Origin of the sequence: Streptomyces sp. T028 (genome assembly GCF_048159505.1) — a bacterium.
In the GTDB taxonomy this organism is placed as follows: Bacteria; Actinomycetota; Actinomycetes; order Streptomycetales; family Streptomycetaceae; genus Streptomyces.
Genome location: NZ_JBLRVZ010000011.1, coordinates 169,946 through 188,457 on the forward strand (window position 1 = coordinate 169,946; position 18,512 = coordinate 188,457).

The 18,512-nt window shown below is 73.7% G+C and carries 16 protein-coding genes and 2 pseudogenes; 9 read left to right on the forward strand and 9 right to left on the reverse strand.

Annotated elements, in window-relative coordinates; all coding sequences use genetic code 11:
• Positions 1 to 23: 23 nt before the first annotated feature.
• Positions 24 to 1,295: a cytochrome P450 family protein gene (locus ACLZN2_RS11960; RefSeq protein ID WP_416978374.1), complete on the forward strand. Its 1,272-nt coding sequence runs from the start codon at positions 24 to 26 to the stop codon at positions 1,293 to 1,295.
• Positions 1,296 to 1,309: 14 nt separating this feature from the next.
• On the opposite strand, the gene ACLZN2_RS11965 is transcribed toward ACLZN2_RS11960, so the two are convergent.
• Positions 1,310 to 1,753, reverse strand: a complete 444-nt coding sequence (locus ACLZN2_RS11965; RefSeq protein WP_416978375.1) for a winged helix-turn-helix transcriptional regulator — start codon at positions 1,751 to 1,753, stop codon at positions 1,310 to 1,312.
• 87 nt (positions 1,754 to 1,840) lie between these two features.
• Between ACLZN2_RS11965 and ACLZN2_RS11970 the strand changes: the two genes are divergently transcribed.
• From ACLZN2_RS11970 to ACLZN2_RS11985, 4 genes are all read left to right on the forward strand, one after another.
• Entirely contained in the window at positions 1,841 to 2,611 is a 771-nt protein-coding gene (locus ACLZN2_RS11970) for an NADPH-dependent F420 reductase (protein ID WP_416978376.1), read from the forward strand.
• A 144-nt stretch (positions 2,612 to 2,755) separates the two neighbouring features.
• Positions 2,756 to 4,840 carry a molybdopterin cofactor-binding domain-containing protein gene (locus tag ACLZN2_RS11975; protein WP_416978448.1) on the forward strand — a complete coding sequence of 695 codons (2,085 nt, stop codon included), beginning with the start codon at positions 2,756 to 2,758 and terminating at the stop codon, positions 4,838 to 4,840.
• 38 nt (positions 4,841 to 4,878) lie between these two features.
• Positions 4,879 to 5,334 (forward strand): (2Fe-2S)-binding protein, encoded by a 456-nt coding sequence (locus ACLZN2_RS11980; RefSeq protein ID WP_416978377.1) that lies wholly within the window; start codon positions 4,879 to 4,881, stop codon positions 5,332 to 5,334.
• 155 nt (positions 5,335 to 5,489) lie between these two features.
• Complete coding sequence (locus tag ACLZN2_RS11985) at positions 5,490 to 6,242, forward strand: cobalt-precorrin-6A reductase (protein WP_416978378.1); 753 nt, start codon at positions 5,490 to 5,492, stop codon at positions 6,240 to 6,242.
• 24 nt (positions 6,243 to 6,266) lie between these two features.
• Here the strand turns inward: ACLZN2_RS11985 and ACLZN2_RS11990 are convergent, their stop codons facing one another.
• The 3 genes and pseudogenes from ACLZN2_RS11990 to ACLZN2_RS12000 all read right to left on the reverse strand — a co-directional run.
• Complete coding sequence (locus ACLZN2_RS11990) at positions 6,267 to 6,911, reverse strand: precorrin-8X methylmutase (RefSeq protein ID WP_416978449.1); 645 nt, start codon at positions 6,909 to 6,911, stop codon at positions 6,267 to 6,269.
• A gap of 53 nt (positions 6,912 to 6,964) precedes the next feature.
• Positions 6,965 to 7,459: pseudogene (locus tag ACLZN2_RS11995) on the reverse strand (AMP-binding enzyme); the annotation flags it as partial.
• Positions 7,458 to 8,352: pseudogene (locus ACLZN2_RS12000) on the reverse strand (2,3-dihydroxybiphenyl 1,2-dioxygenase); the annotation flags it as partial. The pseudogenes ACLZN2_RS11995 and ACLZN2_RS12000, both read right to left, overlap by 2 nt.
• A gap of 327 nt (positions 8,353 to 8,679) precedes the next feature.
• Here ACLZN2_RS12000 and ACLZN2_RS12005 point away from each other — a divergent pair.
• The 4 genes from ACLZN2_RS12005 to ACLZN2_RS12020 all read left to right on the forward strand — a co-directional run bounded on the left by ACLZN2_RS12005 (position 8,680) and on the right by ACLZN2_RS12020 (position 13,096).
• Positions 8,680 to 9,480: a VOC family protein gene (locus ACLZN2_RS12005; RefSeq protein WP_416978379.1), complete on the forward strand. Its 801-nt coding sequence runs from the start codon at positions 8,680 to 8,682 to the stop codon at positions 9,478 to 9,480.
• A gap of 143 nt (positions 9,481 to 9,623) precedes the next feature.
• Positions 9,624 to 10,334 carry a FadR/GntR family transcriptional regulator gene (locus ACLZN2_RS12010; RefSeq protein ID WP_416978380.1) on the forward strand — a complete coding sequence of 237 codons (711 nt, stop codon included), beginning with the start codon at positions 9,624 to 9,626 and terminating at the stop codon, positions 10,332 to 10,334.
• A gap of 766 nt (positions 10,335 to 11,100) precedes the next feature.
• Positions 11,101 to 11,844, forward strand: a complete 744-nt coding sequence (locus ACLZN2_RS12015) for a DUF1775 domain-containing protein (protein ID WP_416978450.1) — start codon at positions 11,101 to 11,103, stop codon at positions 11,842 to 11,844.
• Between the two features lie 550 nt (positions 11,845 to 12,394).
• Positions 12,395 to 13,096 carry a phosphatase PAP2 family protein gene (locus ACLZN2_RS12020; RefSeq protein WP_416978381.1) on the forward strand — a complete coding sequence of 234 codons (702 nt, stop codon included), beginning with the start codon at positions 12,395 to 12,397 and terminating at the stop codon, positions 13,094 to 13,096.
• 55 nt (positions 13,097 to 13,151) lie between these two features.
• On the opposite strand, the gene ACLZN2_RS12025 is transcribed toward ACLZN2_RS12020, so the two are convergent.
• The 5 genes from ACLZN2_RS12025 to ACLZN2_RS12045 are packed head-to-tail and all read right to left on the reverse strand — an operon-like array spanning position 13,152 to position 18,507.
• Positions 13,152 to 14,486 (reverse strand): glutamate-1-semialdehyde 2,1-aminomutase, encoded by a 1,335-nt coding sequence (locus ACLZN2_RS12025; RefSeq protein ID WP_416978382.1) that lies wholly within the window; start codon positions 14,484 to 14,486, stop codon positions 13,152 to 13,154.
• A 7-nt stretch (positions 14,487 to 14,493) separates the two neighbouring features.
• On the reverse strand, positions 14,494 to 15,045 hold the full coding sequence (rfbC, locus tag ACLZN2_RS12030; RefSeq protein WP_416978383.1) for a dTDP-4-dehydrorhamnose 3,5-epimerase: 552 nt from the start codon (positions 15,043 to 15,045) through the stop codon (positions 14,494 to 14,496).
• Positions 15,042 to 16,256 carry a polysaccharide pyruvyl transferase family protein gene (locus ACLZN2_RS12035; RefSeq protein ID WP_416978384.1) on the reverse strand — a complete coding sequence of 405 codons (1,215 nt, stop codon included), beginning with the start codon at positions 16,254 to 16,256 and terminating at the stop codon, positions 15,042 to 15,044. The genes rfbC and ACLZN2_RS12035 overlap by 4 nt, the downstream gene beginning before the upstream one ends.
• Positions 16,253 to 17,200, reverse strand: coding sequence for a glycosyltransferase family 2 protein (locus ACLZN2_RS12040; RefSeq protein ID WP_416978385.1), 948 nt, complete (start codon positions 17,198 to 17,200; stop codon positions 16,253 to 16,255). Before ACLZN2_RS12040 ends, ACLZN2_RS12035 begins: the two co-directional genes overlap by 4 nt.
• Positions 17,197 to 18,507, reverse strand: coding sequence for a hypothetical protein (locus ACLZN2_RS12045; protein ID WP_416978386.1), 1,311 nt, complete (start codon positions 18,505 to 18,507; stop codon positions 17,197 to 17,199). The genes ACLZN2_RS12040 and ACLZN2_RS12045 overlap by 4 nt, the downstream gene beginning before the upstream one ends.
• Positions 18,508 to 18,512 lie beyond the last annotated feature (5 nt).

Genomic DNA, 18,512 nt, shown 5'->3' on the forward strand with positions numbered 1-18,512 from the left:
CCTGCCCCACCAGGAAGCCGACCGTGACCCACATCACCGAAGTCCCCCTCACCCGCCCGCCCGGGGAGCAGTGGCTCCTCGACCCGGACCTGCTCGCCGACCCGGTCGGAGGCTACGGCCGCATCCGCGAGGAGGGCCCGGTGGTGCGGGCCTGGCTGACCGACACCCGGCCCGTGTGGGTGATCGGCCGCTACGACGACGTCCGCGAGGGACTGCGCGACGGCCGCTTCGTCGGCAGCCCCGCCTCGATCGAGGGCCACACCGGCGAGGACCCGCGCCGCGCCCTCGTCGACATGCTCAACCTGCCCGAGGACGTACGGCGGTACTTCCTCGTCTCCGCCCTCGACATCGACCCGCCGGACCACACCCGGCTGCGCGGCGCCGTCAACCGGGCCTTCAGCGCCCGCCGGACGCAGGCCCTGCGCCCCCGCGTCCACCAGCTCACCGGCCGGCTCCTCGACGACCTGCACCGCACCTCGCCCGACGGCGTGCTCGAACTGGTCGACGGCTACGCCTACCCCCTCGCCGTCACCGTCGTCTGCGAGCTGGCCGGGGTGCCCGAGGAGGACCGGGCGGTCTTCCGGCGCTGGGGCGACGACATCCTCGTCATGGAGGCGGAACGGCTGCGCGTCTCCTCCCCGGCCGTCGTCGCCACCGTGCTGCGGCTGCTTCAGGAGCGGCGCCGGGCCCCCGCCGACGACCTGATCAGCACCCTCGCCGCCGCCCGGGACGACGAACGGCACCGGCTGACCGAGGAGGAGGCCGTGGCGATGGTCCTCAATGTCGTCATGGCCGGCTACGACAACACCGCCCAGCTCCTCGTCAACAGCCTCGCCGCCCTCCTCACCCACCCCGACCAGCTGAAACTCCTGGTGGCCGAGCCGGAGCTGATGCCGGGCGCGGTGAACGAGTTCGTGCGCTGGTGCGGGCCCGACATCATGGTGCGGATGCGGATCGCCGCCGAGGACGTCGACCTGCACGGCACCCGGATCCGGCGCGGCGACTGCGTGCAGTTCGTCCTCGTCTCCGCCAACCGCGACCCGCGCCGCTACACCGACCCCGACCGCCTCGACCTCACCCGCCGCCCCACCGACGGCAGCGAGGGCCACATCGGCTTCGGCCACGGCATCCACTACTGCGTCGGCGCCGCCCTCTCCCGCCTCCAGTGCGAGATCGCCCTGCACACCCTGCTCGACCGCCACCCGGACCTGCGCCTCGCCGACGGCGCGGACCTGACCCGCACGGTGATCCCGGGGACGCCACCGAGGCTGCCGAGGTTGCCGGTGCAGGTGTGAAGGAGGGAGAGCCGTCAGCCGGAGGCGGTGTCCGCCTCCGGCGCGGTCTGTGGCGCGGTCTGTGGGGCGGTCCGTGGGGCGGTCTGTGGGGCGGCGGCCCGCTGGTGGGCCACGATGCCGGGCAGCTGGTCGTAGATCGCGTCGATCAGGTCGCAGACGCGCTCGGCGATCGGGCGGCCGAGGGGGGTCAGCGCGTAGTCCACCCGGCGGGCCACCGTCGGATGCGGGGTGCGGGTCACCAGACCGTGGTCCTCCAGCCGCTGCAGGGTCTGCCACAGCATCCGGTCGGAGACGCCGGTCACCTGGCGGCGGACCTCGGCGAACCGCAGCGGCCCGTCGGTCAGCGCGGCGAGGGTCAGCGCGCCCCAGCGCCCCGTGGCGTGCTCCAGCACCTCCCGTGAGACGCACTCCGGATCGAACACGCTCATCCCGGCCACGCGCTCGGTCCCTCGGCTCATGTGTCCATGCTAGGTGCCCCCGGCGAGGCTTGTGCTTATCTTGAGTAAGTACTTTACTTCCGTAAGCACTTCTCCCGAGGAGGCCCCATGACCAAGACCGCCGGAACGACCGGGACCGTCGGACTCGTCGGCAGCGGCCGCATAGGCGGTGCGGTGGCCCGGCTCGCCGTCGCCGCCGGCCTGGACGTCGTCCTCAGCAACTCCCGCGGGCCCGAGTCGCTCGCCCCGCTCGTCGAGGAACTCGGCCCGCGCGCCCGGGCCGCCGCTCCGGAGGAGGCCGCGCGGGCCGGTGACCTGGTGGTGGTGAGCGTGCCGCTCGCGGCGTACGAGAAGCTGCCGGCAACCGCGCTCGCCGGGCGGACCGTGATCGACACGATGGTCTACTACCCGTACCGCGACGGCCGGATCGAGGAACTGGACGAGGGGCCGCTGACCTCCAGCGGGCTCGTCCAGCGGCACCTGGCGGGCTCACGGGTCGTCAAGACGTTCGGCAACGTCGACTTCCTGCGGCTGGTCACCCTGGCCCGGCCCGCCGGGGCACCCGACCGCAGCGCCCTCGCCGTAGCCGGTGACGACTTCGGGGCGAAGGCGGAGGTGACCGCCTTCCTCGACACGATCGGCTACGACGCGGCCGACATCGGCACCCTCGCCGACAGCTGGCGCATCGGACCCAACACCCCCGTCCACGTCCAGCCCTACCTGGGATCCTGGCCCGAGGGGCTGACCGACGCCGAGGAACGGGGGCGCTGGTTCTTCCGGGCACCGGGCGCCCCGGTGCCCGCCGCACGGGTACGGGAACTGGCCGCGGCGGCGGTTCCGGTACCGGCGGGCGGCCCCACACCGGCGTCGGCCCGGTAGCCCGGGCAGATGTTCGGGCCGCGCAGGCAACCTCGTGGCGGTTCGGCCCCTCCTAGAAGTCGGAGCCGAACCCCACGGAACCTGAAAAACGGAACCTGACAACAGGAGTGCCCGTTGGCCCGCCAGCTGTCCCGCCGCCGGTTCATGGTCTACACGCTCGCGGCGTCCACCCTGACCGTCGCGGCCCCCCTCGCCTGCGACACCTCGCCCGCCGAGGGCGCCGAGTCCACCGAGTCCGCCCGCCGCTCCTCCGACGTGCTGGTGACCGGGACCGACGAGGAGATGCTGGTCCTCGAGGTCACCGAGGCCAACAGGATCGTCGTACGGCTGCCGAGGGTCGAGGTCGGACAGGGGGTCACCACCGCCGTCGCGATGATGATCGCCGAGGAGCTGGACGCCCGGCTCGCCGACATCGACATCCCCCTCGCCGACGCCCGCACCAAGGGCAACCAGTACACGGGCGGCTCCAGTTCGGTCCGCTCGCTGTACGGCCCCGCCCGGCAGCTGGCCGCCACCGCGCGGGCCAAACTGGTCACCGCGGCGGCCCGGCTCTGGCACGTCCCGGCGCGCGCCCTGCGCACCAAGGACACCAAGGTGTACGCGCCGGACGGCCGCTCCGCCACCTTCGGCTACCTCACCGGCTACGCCGCCGCGATCCGGGTCCCCGCCGTGTCCGCCAAGCCCAAGCCGGCCTCCAAGCACCGGGTGATCGGACGGCCCACGACCCGGATCGACGCCCGTGACATCGTCACCGGCAAGGCCCGCTACGCCGGGGACCTCGCGGTCGCCGGGGCCAGACCCACGGTGGTGGCGCGCCCGCCCACGCTCGGCGGCAAGGTGGCCTCCCTCGACGACAGCGCGGCCCGCGCGATGCCCGGGGTGCACGCCGTGGTGCGGGTCGCGGGCGGGGTCGCCGTGGTGGCGGAGACCTTCCACCACGCCTTCCAGGCCCGCGACGCCCTGAAGATCACCTGGTCGCCGGGGCCGCTCGTGGCGCTGTCCGACACCGAGATCCGCCGCCGGCTGCGGGCCGCCGTACCCCGCCTCGGCACCCCGCCGCGCGGATCGACGCAGGTGGAGGGCGAGTTCGAGTTCGCGTTCGTCAGTCACGCGCCCATGGAGGTGCTGACCGCCGTAGCGGACGTCCGTACCACCAAGGCCGAGATCTGGTTCTCCTCCCAGACCCCGATGGACGCCCGCGACAGCATCGCCCAGGCGGTCGGACTGCCCGCCGCGAAGGTGAAGGTCCATGTGATGCGCGGCGGCGGCTCGTTCGGCCGGCGGCTCGACTCCGACGCCGCCCTGGAGGCGGCCCTCATCTCGAAGGCGGCGCGCCTCCCGGTCAAGCTGATGTGGAGCCGCGCCGACGACATCCGGCACGGCCGGATGCGCCCGGCCGGCCACCACCGCATCCGCGCCAGTCTCTCGGGCGGCCGGGTGGTGGCCTTCGCGCACTCCCAGGCCTCCGTCAGCGAGGCCTGGGAGGGGGAGGGCGCCGTCCGCCGGGCGTCCTTCGCGTCGGCGGCCGGACCGCTGCCCAGCGACAGCGGTCTGTACAACTTCGGCCGCCTGTCCGGGGACTACGGCTCGGTCGAACTCGCCAGGATCCCGCTGGGCGCATGGCGGTCGGTGGACTCCGGGACCTCGCGGGTGGCGGAGGAGGTCGTCGTCGACGAGATCGCCGCACGCCTGGGCAAGGACCCGGTCGCCTTCCGCCGTACGACGCTGCGCGGCAAGGCCGTCCGGGCCGTACTCGCCAAGGCGGCCGCCGCCGGGCACTGGGGGCGTGCCCTGCCCGCCGGGCACGGGCAGGGAGTCGCCGTCCACGAGGAGTACGGCTCCTGCGTGGCCTGCCTGGCCGAGATCGACGCCACCGACCCGAGGAACCCTCGGGTGACGCGGGTGGTGATGGCCGCAGACGTCGGCACCGCCGTCAACCCGCGCGGACTTCAGGCCCAGCTCATGGGCACCGCGATCGACGGCATCTCCACCGTCCTGACGGCCGGTCTGCACATCGACCGGGGCGCCGTCCGCGAGGGCAGCTACGCCGACTTCCGCTACGCCCGCCAGGGCGACGCCCCCCTGCGCTTCGAGGCGCACATCATGCCCTCGCACGGGGAACCGGGCGGCGCGGGCGAACTCGGCGTCCCGGCGGCGGCCGGCGCGGTCGCCAACGCGTACGCCCGGGCGACGGGGAAGAAACCCCGCCGCTTTCCCCTGAACTTCTGACCGAGCTCTCCGTCGAACACCACGCCCGGAAGGTGCCCATGCCGTCCTACTCCTTCGTCCTCAACGGGAAGCCGGTCACCGTCGAGGCGCCCGCCGACATGCCGCTGCTGTGGGTGCTGAGGGACCTGCTGAACGTCACCGGACCCAAGTACGGCTGCGGCGTCGGCGTCTGCCGCGCCTGCACGAGCCATCTGGACGGCGCTGAGGTCCAGCCCTGTGTCGTCCCGGTCGCCGACTGCGCGGACCGCGAGGTCACCACCATCGAGGGCCTGGCCGACGGCGACCGGCTGCACCCGGTGCAGCAGGCCTGGCTGGAGTGCGACGTGGCGCAGTGCGGCTTCTGCCAGCCCGGGCAGATCATGGCCGCGGCGGCCCTGCTGAAGCGGACGGCGAAGCCGACCGACGCCGACATCGACCGCATCGAGAACGTGTGCCGCTGCGGCACGTACTCCCGCATCCGCGAGGCGATCAAGAAGGCGTCGGCGGACCGCTGAGGGGCCCTGACGGAGATTCTCACGGCCGCCGTCGGCGACGTCTGTACCTGAGCGGGTGCTGCGCGGGCCAGGGGTGTGCTTGAGCGGGTGTGCTCGAGCGGGTGTGCTTGAGTGGAGCGCGTCGCGATCACCCGTACGAACGGACCCGGACCCCCATGCACGTGCTCATCCTCGGCGGGACCACGGAGGCCCGACGCCTCGCCGAACTGCTCGACGGCGTGCCCGGTCTGACGGTGACCACCTCCCTCGCCGGACGGGTGGCGAGCCCCCGGCTGCCCCCGGGCGAGGTCCGCGTCGGCGGCTTCGGCGGCGCTGAGGGGCTCACGGCGTGGCTGCGCGAGCGGCGGGTCGGCGCGCTCGTGGACGCCACCCACCCCTTCGCCGGGACGATGAGCCGCCACGCGGCCCGGGCCGCCGCTCTCGCCCGAGTCCCCTTGCTGGCCCTGCGGCGCCCCGGCTGGACCCCGGGGGAGGGGGACGACTGGCACGAGGCGGGCTCCTCCGAGGAGGCGGCGGCGCTGCTGCCCGCGCTGGGGCGCCGGGTGTTCCTCACCACCGGCCGTATGGGGCTGGCCGCGTTCGCGGGGCTGGACGACCTGTGGTTCCTCGTCCGGTCCGTCGACCCGCCCGAGGGGCCGCGTCCCGCCCATGCGCGGATCCTGCTCGAACGCGGCCCGTTCACCCTCGACGGGGAGCGGGAACTGCTGCGCGGGCATCACATCGACGTCGTCGTGACCAAGGACAGCGGGGGAGCGGCCACCGCCCCCAAACTGACGGCCGCCCGTGAGGCCGTCCTGCCGGTGGTCGTGATCCGCCGCCCACCGCCCCCCGAGGGCGTCCCCGTCACACCCACCCCGGAAGGGGCGGCGGACTGGGTCGCCGAGCAGGCGGCCCGCCGCACCGACTGAGCCTTCCGGTGGATCCGGCGCCGCTCACTCCTCCTCGCAGGCGAGCGCGTTGACCGCCGCCGCCGCGATCGCGCTGCCTCCTCGGCGGCCCCGCACCACCAGGTACTCCAGTCCGGACGGGTTGGCCGCCAGCGCGTCCTTCGACTCGGCGGCGCCGACGAAACCGACCGGGGCGCCGATCACGGCGGCGGGCCGGGGTGCGCCCGCCCCGATCATCTCCAGCAGACGGAACAGCGCGGTGGGCGCGTTGCCCACGGCGACGACCGCGCCCTCCAGCCGGTCCCGCCACAGCTCCAGCGCGGCGGCGCTGCGGGTCGTCCCCAGCTCGGCGGCCAGCTCCGGGACGGCCGGATCGGACAGTGTGCACAGCACCTCGTTGCCGGCGGGCAGCCGACGGCGGGTGATTCCGCTGGCCACCATCTGGACGTCGCAGAGCACGGGCGCGCCGCCCCGCAGGGCCTCCCGGGCACGCGCCACGACCCCGGGCGTGTAGGCCAGGTCCCGCACGAGGTCGACCATTCCGCAGGCGTGGATCATCCGGACCGCGACCTGCCCGACGTCGGCGGGCAGCCCCGTGAGGTCGGCCTCCGCGCGGATCGTGGCGAAGGACTGACGGTAGATGGCCGCGCCGTCCTTCTCGTAGTCGTAGCTGGTCACGGTGTTGGGCATGGCGGCGAGCATACCCAGGAGTACGCGCGGGAGCCCTTCACCGTCTGGGGCGCTCACACCCCGCCCCTCCGGCGCGCCCGGCGCTCGGCGCCGAGACGGGCGTAGTGGCCGACGAGGTCCGGGACGTCCACCGTCGCCGGATTGACGACCTGGGCGGCGGGGGCGCCCTGGAGAAGGCGTTTCACCGGGACCTCCAGTTTCTTGCCGGTGCGGGTGCGCGGGATGCCCGGCACCTCGACGATCTCGTCGGGGACGTGCCGGGGCGAGGCGCCGGTGCGGACGGCCGCGCGGATGCGCTCCCGCAGCCCGTCGTCCAGCGTCGCCCCTGCGGCGAGGACCACGAACAGCGGCATCCAGTAGCCGCCGTCCGGCTCCTCCGCGCCGATGACGGGCGCCTCGGCGATCTCCGGCAGTCGTTCGACGACGTCGTGGATGTCGGCGCTGCCCAGTCGTACGCCGTTGCGGTTCAGCGTGGTGTCGGAGCGGCCGTGCACGATCACCGAGCCATGACCCGTCACGGTGATCCAGTCGCCGTGCCGCCACACCCCGGTCGGGGTCGCGCCAGTAGTCGAAGAGCTGGTTGCCCTGGATGTGCCGGCCGATGCCCCAGCTGCGCCGGTAGCCGCGCTCGGCCAGGTACTCCCCGCCGGCGGCGATCGCGTCCAGGTCGGTCACCTGGTAGGCGGAGTGGACATAGCCGCTGCCCGGGCCCAGATGCATGGCCGGCGTGTGGTGGTCCGACGGCCCTGCCGCCCTGGTCGCAGCGGACGAAGGCCATGGTCGGACCGCGGTCGCGCTGCCCGTCCAGGAACAGGAAGTCGGACACGATCATCCCGAGCGTGTCGAGATACCGGTCGAGCGCCCGCCCGAACACCCGTGTCTCCAGCACCACATGGCCGAGGCGCTGGATCCGCGCCGGCTCGCGCGGCGGACGCTGCGTGGCGTTCGTACGGGGGCGGGCCGTGCCGAAGTTGTGCACCAGCGGCACCTGCGCGGGCAGCGCCGGCAGCTCCTCCCCGCAGTGCACCACCCGCACCGGGAAGCCGGACGGGTCCAGCAGACCGACCGCCCGCCCACCGCCGGGCACGTCCGCCTCCCGTACGGCGCTCCCCGTCGCCCGCGCCAGCCGGTCCAGGTCGGCCCGCTCGGCCGCCCGGAACGCGGGGCCGACGAACCGGGACGTACGGCCCCTGCGGATCACCATGCACGGCGGGCCCCCGAAGGTGCCCCGCAGCCACGGGGCGTCCGGCGTGCGGGCCGCCACCGGGAAACCGAAGTCGAGCGCGAACACCTCCGCCCGCGCGAGGTCCGGTTTCTCGAACTCCAGCCAGGCGAGGTCCGCCACCTTGATCACGGGGTTCCGGGAGCGACCGGGATGCTCACCCCGCAGGGCACCCCGCTCGCTGTGCGGGTCCTGATGGGCCGTCCGGGACATGGGCATCCTCCGCGTCCTCCGAGCGACGTCGCGAAGAGGCGCGTGCGCGGAGCGCCACGATCCGTCGCCGCCGTCGCGGGGACGGAGAGCCGGCGTAGGTGGCGGGGCGGCCGTAGGGGGACTGGTGCACGAGCGTTCCTCTCGGAGTCCGGGGGGTGGGAAGGAGGAGGTGAAGGGGTGAGGCGCATCGCGCCGCTGCCGATACTTGCACGCGGATGAGCAATAAATTGGCCCGGCCGTCGGGAAGCCCCGGCCCGCGGATTCCACCCGCCGCGCGAGCCCCCGTGCCCGGTGTCAGGCTGAAGGGACCAGGACCTGCGGAAGGGAATCCCCGTGATCACCACCGACCTCACTCCCGGTGTCCCCTGCTGGCTCGACCTCGGTGCCCCCGACGTCGGGGCCGCCGCGGACTTCTACGGCGCCGTGCTCGGCTGGGAGTACCAGCCCATGAGCGGCCAGGGCGAGGACATGGAAGGCGGGATGTTCAAGAAGGACGGCAAGACGGTCGCCGGGCTCGGCAAGCTGACCGAGGAGGGCGCGCGCTCCGCCTGGATGATCTACTACGACGTCGCCGACGCGGACGCCACCACCGAGGCCGTCCGGCGCGCGGGCGGCACGGTCCGGGTGGAGCCCCGGGACCTCGGTGAATGGGGGCGTATGGCGCAGTACACCGACCCCCAGGGCGGCGAGTTCGCCGTCTGGCAGCCGGGCAGTGAGGCGGGCTTCGAACTGGTCGAGGAACCGGGCTCGCTGTCCTGGACCGAGCTGCACACGACCGACGCCGCGGCCTCCAAGGAGTTCTACGGCGGTGTCTTCGGCTGGCAGTTCGGCGACATGGAGATGCCGGGCGGCGGGGGGACGTACACCCTCATCACCCCCGAGGGGCTGCCCGAGGAGCGGATGCAGGGCGGTCTGATGGAGGTCCCTGAGCAGGACCTCTCCCTCACGGACGGGCGGCCGTACTGGCACCCGGTCTTCGCCGTCGCCGACTGCGACGCCGCCGTCGCCGAGGTCACCGGCCACGGCGGCAGTGTGCAGATGGGTCCGGTGGACGCGGAGGGCGTGGGCCGCCTCGCGGTCTGCGTCGACCCGGCGAACGCGGACTTCGTGGTCCTCAAGCCCACCGGGGGCTGAGCGGGCTTCCCCGTCTGTCAGCCGTTCGTCCGGCGCCTCTTCGCCACCGGGTGAATCGCGCCGGTGTCCGGTCCGGTTACCGTGTCGCCGTGCGCGACGGCACGGCCGTACCGTCGAACGAGCGAACACGGGAGGCTGCGCCCATGGCCGGGCTGACACGGATCGAGCGGGAGGAGCCCACGGCTCCGGCGGTGGAGGTGGCGCGCCGCCTGCTCGACCATCTGCTGACGTCGGGCCGGCTGAGGGCCGGTGACCGGCTGCCCCCGGAACGGGAACTGGTGGAGACCTTCGGTGTCGGCCGCTCGGCCGTCCGTGAGGCGCTGAAGTCCCTGTCGCTGCTGGGGCTGTTGGAGATCCGCCAGGGCGACGGCACCTATGTCCGGGCGGCCACCTCGGACCTGTTGCCGCAGGTCCTGGAGTGGGGCCTGATGATCGGCGACCACACCATGGACGAGCTCCTGGAGGCGCGGGCCTGCGTGGAGGTGGACCTGGCGGAGCTGGCCGCCCTGCGCCGGACCGACAACGACCTCACCGCCCTGGAGTCCCACCTGGCCCGCATGCGGGCCACCCACGACGACCCGGACCGGTACATCGTCGCCGACCTCGCCTTCCACCGCGCCCTGGCCCAGGCCTCGCACAACAACGCCCTCGCCGGACTGCAGGCCCGGCTGGAGACCCTGGTCGCCGTGTGGATCAAGCAGAACATCCGCAAGCCCGGGGAGGGGAAGCTCGCCGAGCACGAGGCGGTGCTCAGGGCCGTGGCCGCCAAGGACGCCAAGGGGGCGCGGGCCGCGATGCACGCACACATGGACTCGGCGACCCGGCGGCTGCGGGCGAAGCTCGGGCGGGGGTGAGTGTTTCCCCTGAACAACCCCACAATCCGCTCCGTATACGACGAGGTGACCGCGAAGAAGCCGGACCGTGCCTCCGCGTGGGTGCGAGCCGGGCTGTTCGCGCTCGTCGGCAGTGTGCTCGCGGCCCTCGGCCACTACGCCGTCACCGAACAGCCGGTGCCGTGGCGGCTGGTGGCCGTCTTCGCGGTGGCCCAGTTCGCGCTGGTCCGGCCCTTCGTCGGGCGCGCCCTCTCCCTGCCGGTGGTCGTCGGCTGCACGCTCGTGGCGCAGACGGGGCTGCATCTCGCCCTGGCCCGGGCGGAAGGCGGACACGAGGCCTGGCCCGCCCCGGCAGGACACGCCGGACACGCCGGTCATGCCGCTCACGCCGTGATGACGGACGGGCATGTCTGGCACCACGCGGGCGCGGCCATGACGGCGGCTCACCTGCTGGCCGCGCTCGCGGTGGCATGGCTGCTCCACTGTGCCGACGCCGCCGTCACGGTGGCTCTGGTGGCCGCCCGTACCGTCCGGTCGGCCGTGATCGCCGTCCTGGCCCGGCTGCTGCCGGCCCTCGTCCAAAACACGCTCGGCGAGCCGTCGTACATACGACTGACGGGCCGCTTCACCCCGCCTGCCGTGTCGGGGACACGCGATCTGGAACACGCGCTGGTGCGCAGGGGACCTCCGGGACAGGTGCACGTCCCGGTCCCTTCCTCACCCGGGCCGGGCGGCCTCGGCCTGCCCGGCTCCAGCACCAGCAAGGAGTTCCCCTGTGTCCATGTCCATGCCCCCGCATGCTTCCGTCCGGACCGCGCGGCGGGCCGGTGTCGTCGGCGTCCTCACGCTGACCGCCGCCCTCGCCCTGGCCGGCCCGGCCTTCGCCCACGTGGAGGTCGAGGCCGACACCGCCCAGGCCCTGGCCGAGAACGTCACCCTCACCTTCGTCTCCGAGGCGGAGTCCGCCGAGGCGGGCTTCACCGCGATGCGCGTCGTCCTTCCCGAGGGCATCGCACCGGGTGACGTCACGCTCGTCGAAGCCCCCAAGGGGTGGAAGTTCAAGGCCACCGGCGACGGCTTCACCCTCGGCGGTCCGAAGCTCGCCGTCGGCACGGACGCCGAGTACAAGGTCAGGGTCAGGCAGTTGCCGGACGCCGACGAGATCGCGTTCAAGACCGTCGAGACGTACAGCGACGGCGAGATCTCCCGCTGGATCGAACTGCCCGGCGGCGGCGCGGAGCCCGAACAGCCCGCGCCGGTCCTGAAGCTGAAGGCCGCCGCGCCCGGCGCCACGCCCGTCAGCCCGAGCCCCACGGCGAGCGAGACGGCCGCCGCCACACCGTCGGCCTCCTCCTCCGACGAGACCACCCCGGCCGCCGACATCAAGGAGGAGGAGAAGGAGCAGAAGGCGGAGGGGGACGAGGGCGGCTCGACCGGGCTGATCGCCGGCGGCGCGATCGCGGCCCTCGCCGTGCTGGGCGGCGGCGCGTGGTGGTGGGCCAGGCGCCGCTCTGCGTCGGCCGAGGACTGAGAGCCTGTGTCATATCCCCGGCCGGGCGCGGCCGGGGATATGACACAGGCTCTGACCGGAGGCGCCACCCCGGCGCCGGTTCGTGATGCCTCCCGGGGGTACCCGGGAGGCAGGCGAGAAGGGAAGCGCCGTGACTGCCGAAGTGAGGAAAACCGGCACCCTCCACCGGCGCGGGACGGGCGGCCGGGCGAGGGCTCGGCGCCCGCGCACGCAGCGCAGATGGACCTGCGTGCGCGCGACCGTGGACGGCGACACGGGGCAGTTGCGGCAGGGGGACGACCGGAACATCGCCTGCAGGCGCACCCGGGACCCGGCCCCGCGGGGTCATGATGACCGAGCCGTGCCGTGATCTGGTGCGTCTTCCTTCGGCGGCGGTCCGGCGGTGGGACGGCACGCCCCGGGCACAGGCCGGGTTGTTAGGGTGGCGAGCAGAGGCTGATGGCTCCCGCGTGGGCCATGTCGGACACGGGGAGGTGCGTCGCATCTACCGGATGCTCTGCGACGGTGTACGTGATGCGCGCGGCGCGGGCCCCGACCACCAGGTGGGCGGGTGACCGGCCGGTCTGCGCCCGCGGTGCTGCCCCCGTCGCTGCGCGGGTGGCTCGGGCTGATGGCGGCCCTCGCCGCGCTGGTGGTCATCGTACTCGGGGTCCGGTACGCGGGCGACAGCGAGCCCGGCACGGTGGACGCGCGGATCTCGACGGCGGTGTACGGCGTGGGGCCGCCGTGGCGGTCCGTCGCTCTGGCCACGGACTTCCTGGGAGAGCCCGGGGGAGCGGCGACGCTGGTCGTGGCCGCCGTGACCGGCTGCCTGCTGCTTCGGCGTCCTCGCGCGGCGGTGCTGGTCGTGGCCGGTGCCGGCGCCGCCGTGGGGACGGCGACGCTGCTCAAGCACCTGGTGGGACGCACCATCCACGGCGACGGCAACCTGTCCTACCCGAGCGGGCACACCGCCTTCCTCACCGCGCTCGCCCTCGTGGTGGCGCTGCCCGTGACCGGCCGGCTCGGCCTCGGCAGGACGGCCGGCATGTCTCTCGTACTCGCCGCGGCGCTCGTCGCCGGCGGCGCCATGGGCTGGGCGCAGGTAGCCCTGGGCGCGCACTACCCGACCGACGTCCTCGCCGGCTGGTGCACCGCGCTCACGGTGACACCGGCGACCGCGTGGCTGGTCGACCGGACGGCCGACCGACTGGCGGCCGACCGGCCGGTCGACGACCGGATGGCCGACGCCGGTCGGCGGGAGCGTCGCTGACGTCACGTCACGTCACGTCACGTCACGTCACGTCCACGTCCACGTCCACGTCAGGTCACGCCAAGCGGCGGAACACCGGCTTCACCGGTCGTCCGGCCATCCAGGGGGTGGGGTCGGCGGCGTCCAGTGCCTTCCGGTACACCGCACACGCCTGGGCCACCACGTCGACGGTGTGATCGATGTCGGCCTCGCTGAGCGCGCCGCTCACCACGAACGACGGGGCCAGCACCCCGCCCGCGAGGAGCCTGCGCAGGAACAGGGTGCGGTACTCCTGCGACGGCCGCAGGTTCTCGTCGAGGGTGGCGAAGACCAGGTTGCTGGCCCGGCCCCGGACGACGACATGGTCGCCGACGCCCATGCCGGCCGCGGCCTCGCGGACACCGGCGGCCAACCGCTCGCCGAGGGCGTGCAGCCGCGCGGTGACGCCCTCCTCGACATAGGTGGCCTGCACGGCCATCGCGGCCGCCAGGGAGTGCGTTTCCGCACCGTGGGTGGTGGACAGCAGGAACACCCGGTCACCGGAGTGACGCAGTCCGCCCAGCTCCATCAGATCGCGGCGCCCGGCCAGCGCGGAGACGGCGAATCCGTTGCCCAGCGCCTTGCCGAACGTGGAGAGGTCGGGGACGACGCCGTACAGGCCCTGGGCGCCCGCCTCGGACCAGCGGAAGCCGGTGATCATCTCATCGAAGATCAGGACGCAGCCGTGCCGGTCGGCCAGCGCGCGCAGACCGGCGAGGTACCCGGGCGGCGGCTCGGTGTGGGTGGCGGGTTCGAGGATCAGGCAGGCGATGTCGTCCTGGTACCGGGTGAGCAGTTCCTCCGTGGCGGCCAGGTCGCCGTAGGGGAAGGACACGGTGAGCTCGCTGGTGGCATCGGGAATGCCGGCGGACATCGGCGTGGTGCCGATGAACCAGTCGTCGACGGAGAAGAACGGATGGTCGGCGCAGAGGGCCACCCGCGGGCGCCCGGTGGCGGCGCGGGCGAGGCGCACCGCGGCGGTGGTGGCGTCGGAGCCGTTCTTCGCGAACTTCACCATCTCGGCGGTCGGCACCGTGGCCAGGAAGCGTTCCGCGGCGTCGACCTCCACGATGGAGGGCCGGACGAAGTTGCTGCCGCGGTCGAGTTCCCGCCGCACCGCCTCGGTCACGCGCGGATGGGCGTGACCGAGGCTGACCGACCGCAGGCCGGAGCCGTACTCGATGTAGCGGTTGCCGTCGACGTCCCACACATGGGCACCGCGGCCGTGGCTGATGACCGGCGCCAGGTTCTCGGGGTACTGGTCGTCGCCCTTGGCGTAGGTGTGCGCGCCCCCGGGGATCAGGGCGTGCAGCCGCTCGTTCGCCGTCCGCGACCGGGGCAGGGCGAGCTCTTTGGTGTCTTCGGTGTGCACACCGACCTCAGCTTTCCTTGTGCTCCAGGACCTCGGCGAGGCTCGGCGCCTCCCGGTCCCGTTGGGACATCGAGGTGACCGGCAGCGGCCAGGGAATGGCGAGCTCCGGGTCGTCGAAGCGAATCGTCACGTCCTCGGACGGATCGTGCGGGCGGTCGATCCGGTAGGAGACGTCGGCGGGTCCGGTCAGCGCCTGGAAGCCGTGCGCGCACCCCGCCGGGATGTACAGGGTCACCTGCGTCTCGTCGGACAGCTCGAAGAAGGCCAGGTTGCGGTAGGTCGGCGAGTCCGTCCGCAGGTCCACGACGACGTCGAAGATCCTCCCGTACGAGCACCGCACCAGCTTGGCCTCGCCGGCGCCGGAGCGCAGGTGCATGCCGCGCAGCACGCCCCGCACCGAGCGGGACAGGCTGTCCTGGACGAAGGCGTCCGGGTCGAGGCCCACCGAGCGGACCACGTCGGCGTCGAAGGTGCGGGAGAAGAAGCCGCGCTCGTCGGTGTACGGGGTCGGCTCGAAGAGGTACGCGCCGGTGATCTCCGGGACTTCGGTCGCTTTCATGGGGCCTTCCGCGGGGCGTGGGCGTTCGCCGGGAACAGGGTCGTGGTCAACGCGGTGAACTGGTGGGCGAGTTGCTGCGCGGCGACCCGGTTCCGCTCGGCGAGGGTCTGCCGTAGCTCTGCCGCGTGCTTCTCCAACTCACGGAACTGTTCGAGCAGTCGGTCGGGGTCGACCTCGCGCGCCGGGTGGCAGTACGCGCCGAGGCCCATCCGGGCCATGAGCGCGTCGCTCTTCGCCGCGTAGCAGAGGGCGAGCACGGGCGTTCCGGTCTTCAGCGCGCAGATCAGGTTGTGGTAGCGGACGGCCACCACGGTGTCGGCGGCCGCCATCTCGTTCATCAGGTCGGCCAGCGAGGCCGGTTCGGCCGCGGTGACCAGTGGTGAGTCGACGGCGTCGAGGATCGCGGTGACCACCGACAGATCGCACCGGTCGCCGGTGAGCAGCCTGACCGGCCTGCCCTCCTCGACCAGCGTGCGCACGAACTTGATGGTCCCGTCGAGGTAGCGCCGGTGTATCTCGTCGGCCCGGGCACGGTCGTCGTTGCCGCCGTGGAAGTCCATGACGCCGAGGCAGACCGGGCCCGGCGAGCCCGAGGGCGTGTTCGCCGGTGGGGTCGGCAGGGCGAAGGCGAGGTCCGGGTGGACCTCGTCGCGTGCGGTGTCCACGCCCATCGCCCGCATCGCGTCGCGGGACTGGGTGTCCCGGTACGAGCGGTACGCGGCCAACCGCCCGGACCAGCGCACCAGGGCCCTGGTCGGCCGGTTGCGGATCTCGGAGGCGCCGACGCCGACCAGCGCGACCCGGGTGCCCAGCAGCCGGCCGCTCGCGCAGAGCAGGAACAACGAGTACGGGAAGCCCCACGGCCGCAGCGGCAGAGTGGCCTCCAGGACGCCCATGCCCGGCACGATCACCACGTCGTGCCTGCGCACCCAGGCGGCGGTGCGGAAGACGTCGACGAGTTTGCCCAGCCCCTTCGACGCGATCGCGCCCGCACGGGACGCGGTCCGGTACTCCGCGCGGTTCCAGTGCAGCCGCGTCGCGGGGATCCCGAACCTGGCCGTCACCGCCTCGGGGCCGCCGCACAGGGCGTCCACGGCCGCCTCCGGGTGCTCGGCGCGGAGGTATCCGAGCAGGGCTTCCAGCGATCCGTCGTTGCCGAGGTTGCCGGAGCCGAGCAGGCCGAACACCCCCACACGTGTCCCGGCCTTCATGCCCGCCGCCCCTCACGGCCGGCGACCAGGGCGTCGACGGAGACCGTGAGCCCGCCCGGGTCGACCGGGGCCCGGTCCTCGACCCGCTCACCGGCGCCCGGCCGGACCCGGCTGGTCATCCACGCGGCCAGGTGGCGGAAGCACGCGCGCCGGTCGGCCGGGGACAGCGGCGCCCGCCGGATCGCCGAGGCGAAGCCCCAGACGTACTCGGCGAGCAGCCGGGGCGTCGGGTGCAGCGGGCCCGCCCGGCGCGGGTCCAGGTTGACGCACCGGGAGCGCTTGGAGGGGTTAGCCCGCTCGGCGCGGGTGGGGTGGTCGCGGCGGAAGTACAGCAGCTCCGGCACCTGGTGGAAGGGCCCCTGCAGGGTGATCTCGGCGACGAACGTGCGGTCCGCGTGGTGGTAACTGTCCATCGGTTTCACCCGGCGCAGCATGTCGGCCCGCATCACCCCGTAGAAGTCGTCGCCACCCGGCTCGAACAGCAGACTGCGGAAGCGCTCCGGCGCGTGCGGCGAGTCGGTGGCGAGCGTGTACTCGTACGGCACCTTCACCCGGCCGTCGCCGTCGATGACCGCCTGGCCGGTGTGCGCGAGGACGACGTCCGGCCGCTCGTCCAGCGCCTCCACACAGAGCCGCAGCAGGTCCCGGCCGTACAGGTCGTCGTGCGAGGCCCACTTGAACAGCTCGCCGCGGGACTCGGCGAACACGAGGTTGTGGTTCGGCGTGGCGCCGATGTTCCGCGGCAGCCGCAGGTACCGGATGCGCGAGTCCTTCGCGGCGTACCGTCGGCAGATGTCCTCGGTCCCGTCGGCCGAGGCGTTGTCGGAGACGACCAGCTCGAAGTCCTCGTACGTCTGGCCGAGCAGGGCGTCGAACGACTCGGCCAGGTACTCCTCGCCGTTGTACACGGGCAGGCCGATGCTCAGCCTGGGGCGGTCGGTCATGGCGTCCTCACTTCACGGATGGTGTCTTGGTGCCGCAGGGCGGAGCGCAGGTGCAGCCACCACACGGCCGAGCTGCCGACGGTCGCGGCGGCGACGCCCCAGGCCGAGCCGACCGTGCCGGCCACGACCGCCCCGCCGAGCCCGCCGCTGACGTAGCAGGCGGAGGCGAACAGCTGGCAGCGCAGGCTGCGCCGGGCCGCGCCGAGCGCGCGCAGCCCGGCCGCCGCGCCGGTGCCGAGGCCGGCGCCCGCGACGCCCAGGGTGATCGGCACGATGAGCCGCGCGGCGGAGTGCCAGACCCCGCCGAGCGCCAGCTCGCCGAGCCGGTCCGGCATCAGCAGCAGTGCCCCGCCCCACAGCAGCGCGGCGGCGGCCTGCCCGCCGCCGAGGAGGAGGCAGAACCTGCCGAGGCGGTGCGGGGCCTGCCGCAGCACCCGTGCCGCCTCCGGGACGGTGACCAGGGACAGCCCCATCAGTACGGCGAGGAACGGACCCATCAGGAGCTCGGCGCCCCGCACCGCACCCACCGCGCCGACCCCGACGAGCGCGCCGAGCCCGTAGGCCCGCAGCTGGCTCGCGCCGCTGAGGCTGACGTTCTCGACGAGGTACCGGTAGCCGAGATCGCGCTGCTCGCGCAGCCACCCGCGCGCCCCGGTCGTCCGCGGCCGGATGCCGGACTGGAGGCAGCCGTACGCGGCGGCCACCGCGGCGGACGCGCCCCAGGCGAGCACGAAGGCGGCCACGCTGTCCACGCGGGCCGCCACGACCATGGCCGGGACGAGCGCGACGCCCCACACGAGGTCGTTGACGAACGCCTTCCGCCCGGCGCCGGCGGCGAAGAACGAGAACCGCCACGCGTCCTGGAGCAGCAGCCCCGGCAGCACGACCCCGAGGCAGGCGAACGCGGGCCCCACCCGGCCACCGAGAGCGAGGCCGACCAGCAGGCACGGCACGCCGATGGCGGCACCGACGCCGAGCGCGGTACCCGACGACCGGGCCACCGCCCCGCGCCAGGACGTCTCCGCCACGCCGCTGAAGCGCACCACGAGCGGGTCGGTGGCCAGCCCGCGGGAGACGTTGAGCACCACGCCGTAGGTCACCCAGGCCAGGCTGAACACGCCGAACGCGGTCACCCCCAGCGAGCGGGCGACGTAGATGCCCACCGCGAAGTTGGAGATGCTGGAGGCCGCCTGGTCGGCCAGCCCCCAGGACAGCCGGCCGACGAGGGCCCGCCCGGCGGATCCGGCCGGTGCCCCCGGTTCCGCCGGTGCCGGCGGCTGCGTCGTCTTCTTCTCCTCGGTGGTCATCGGCG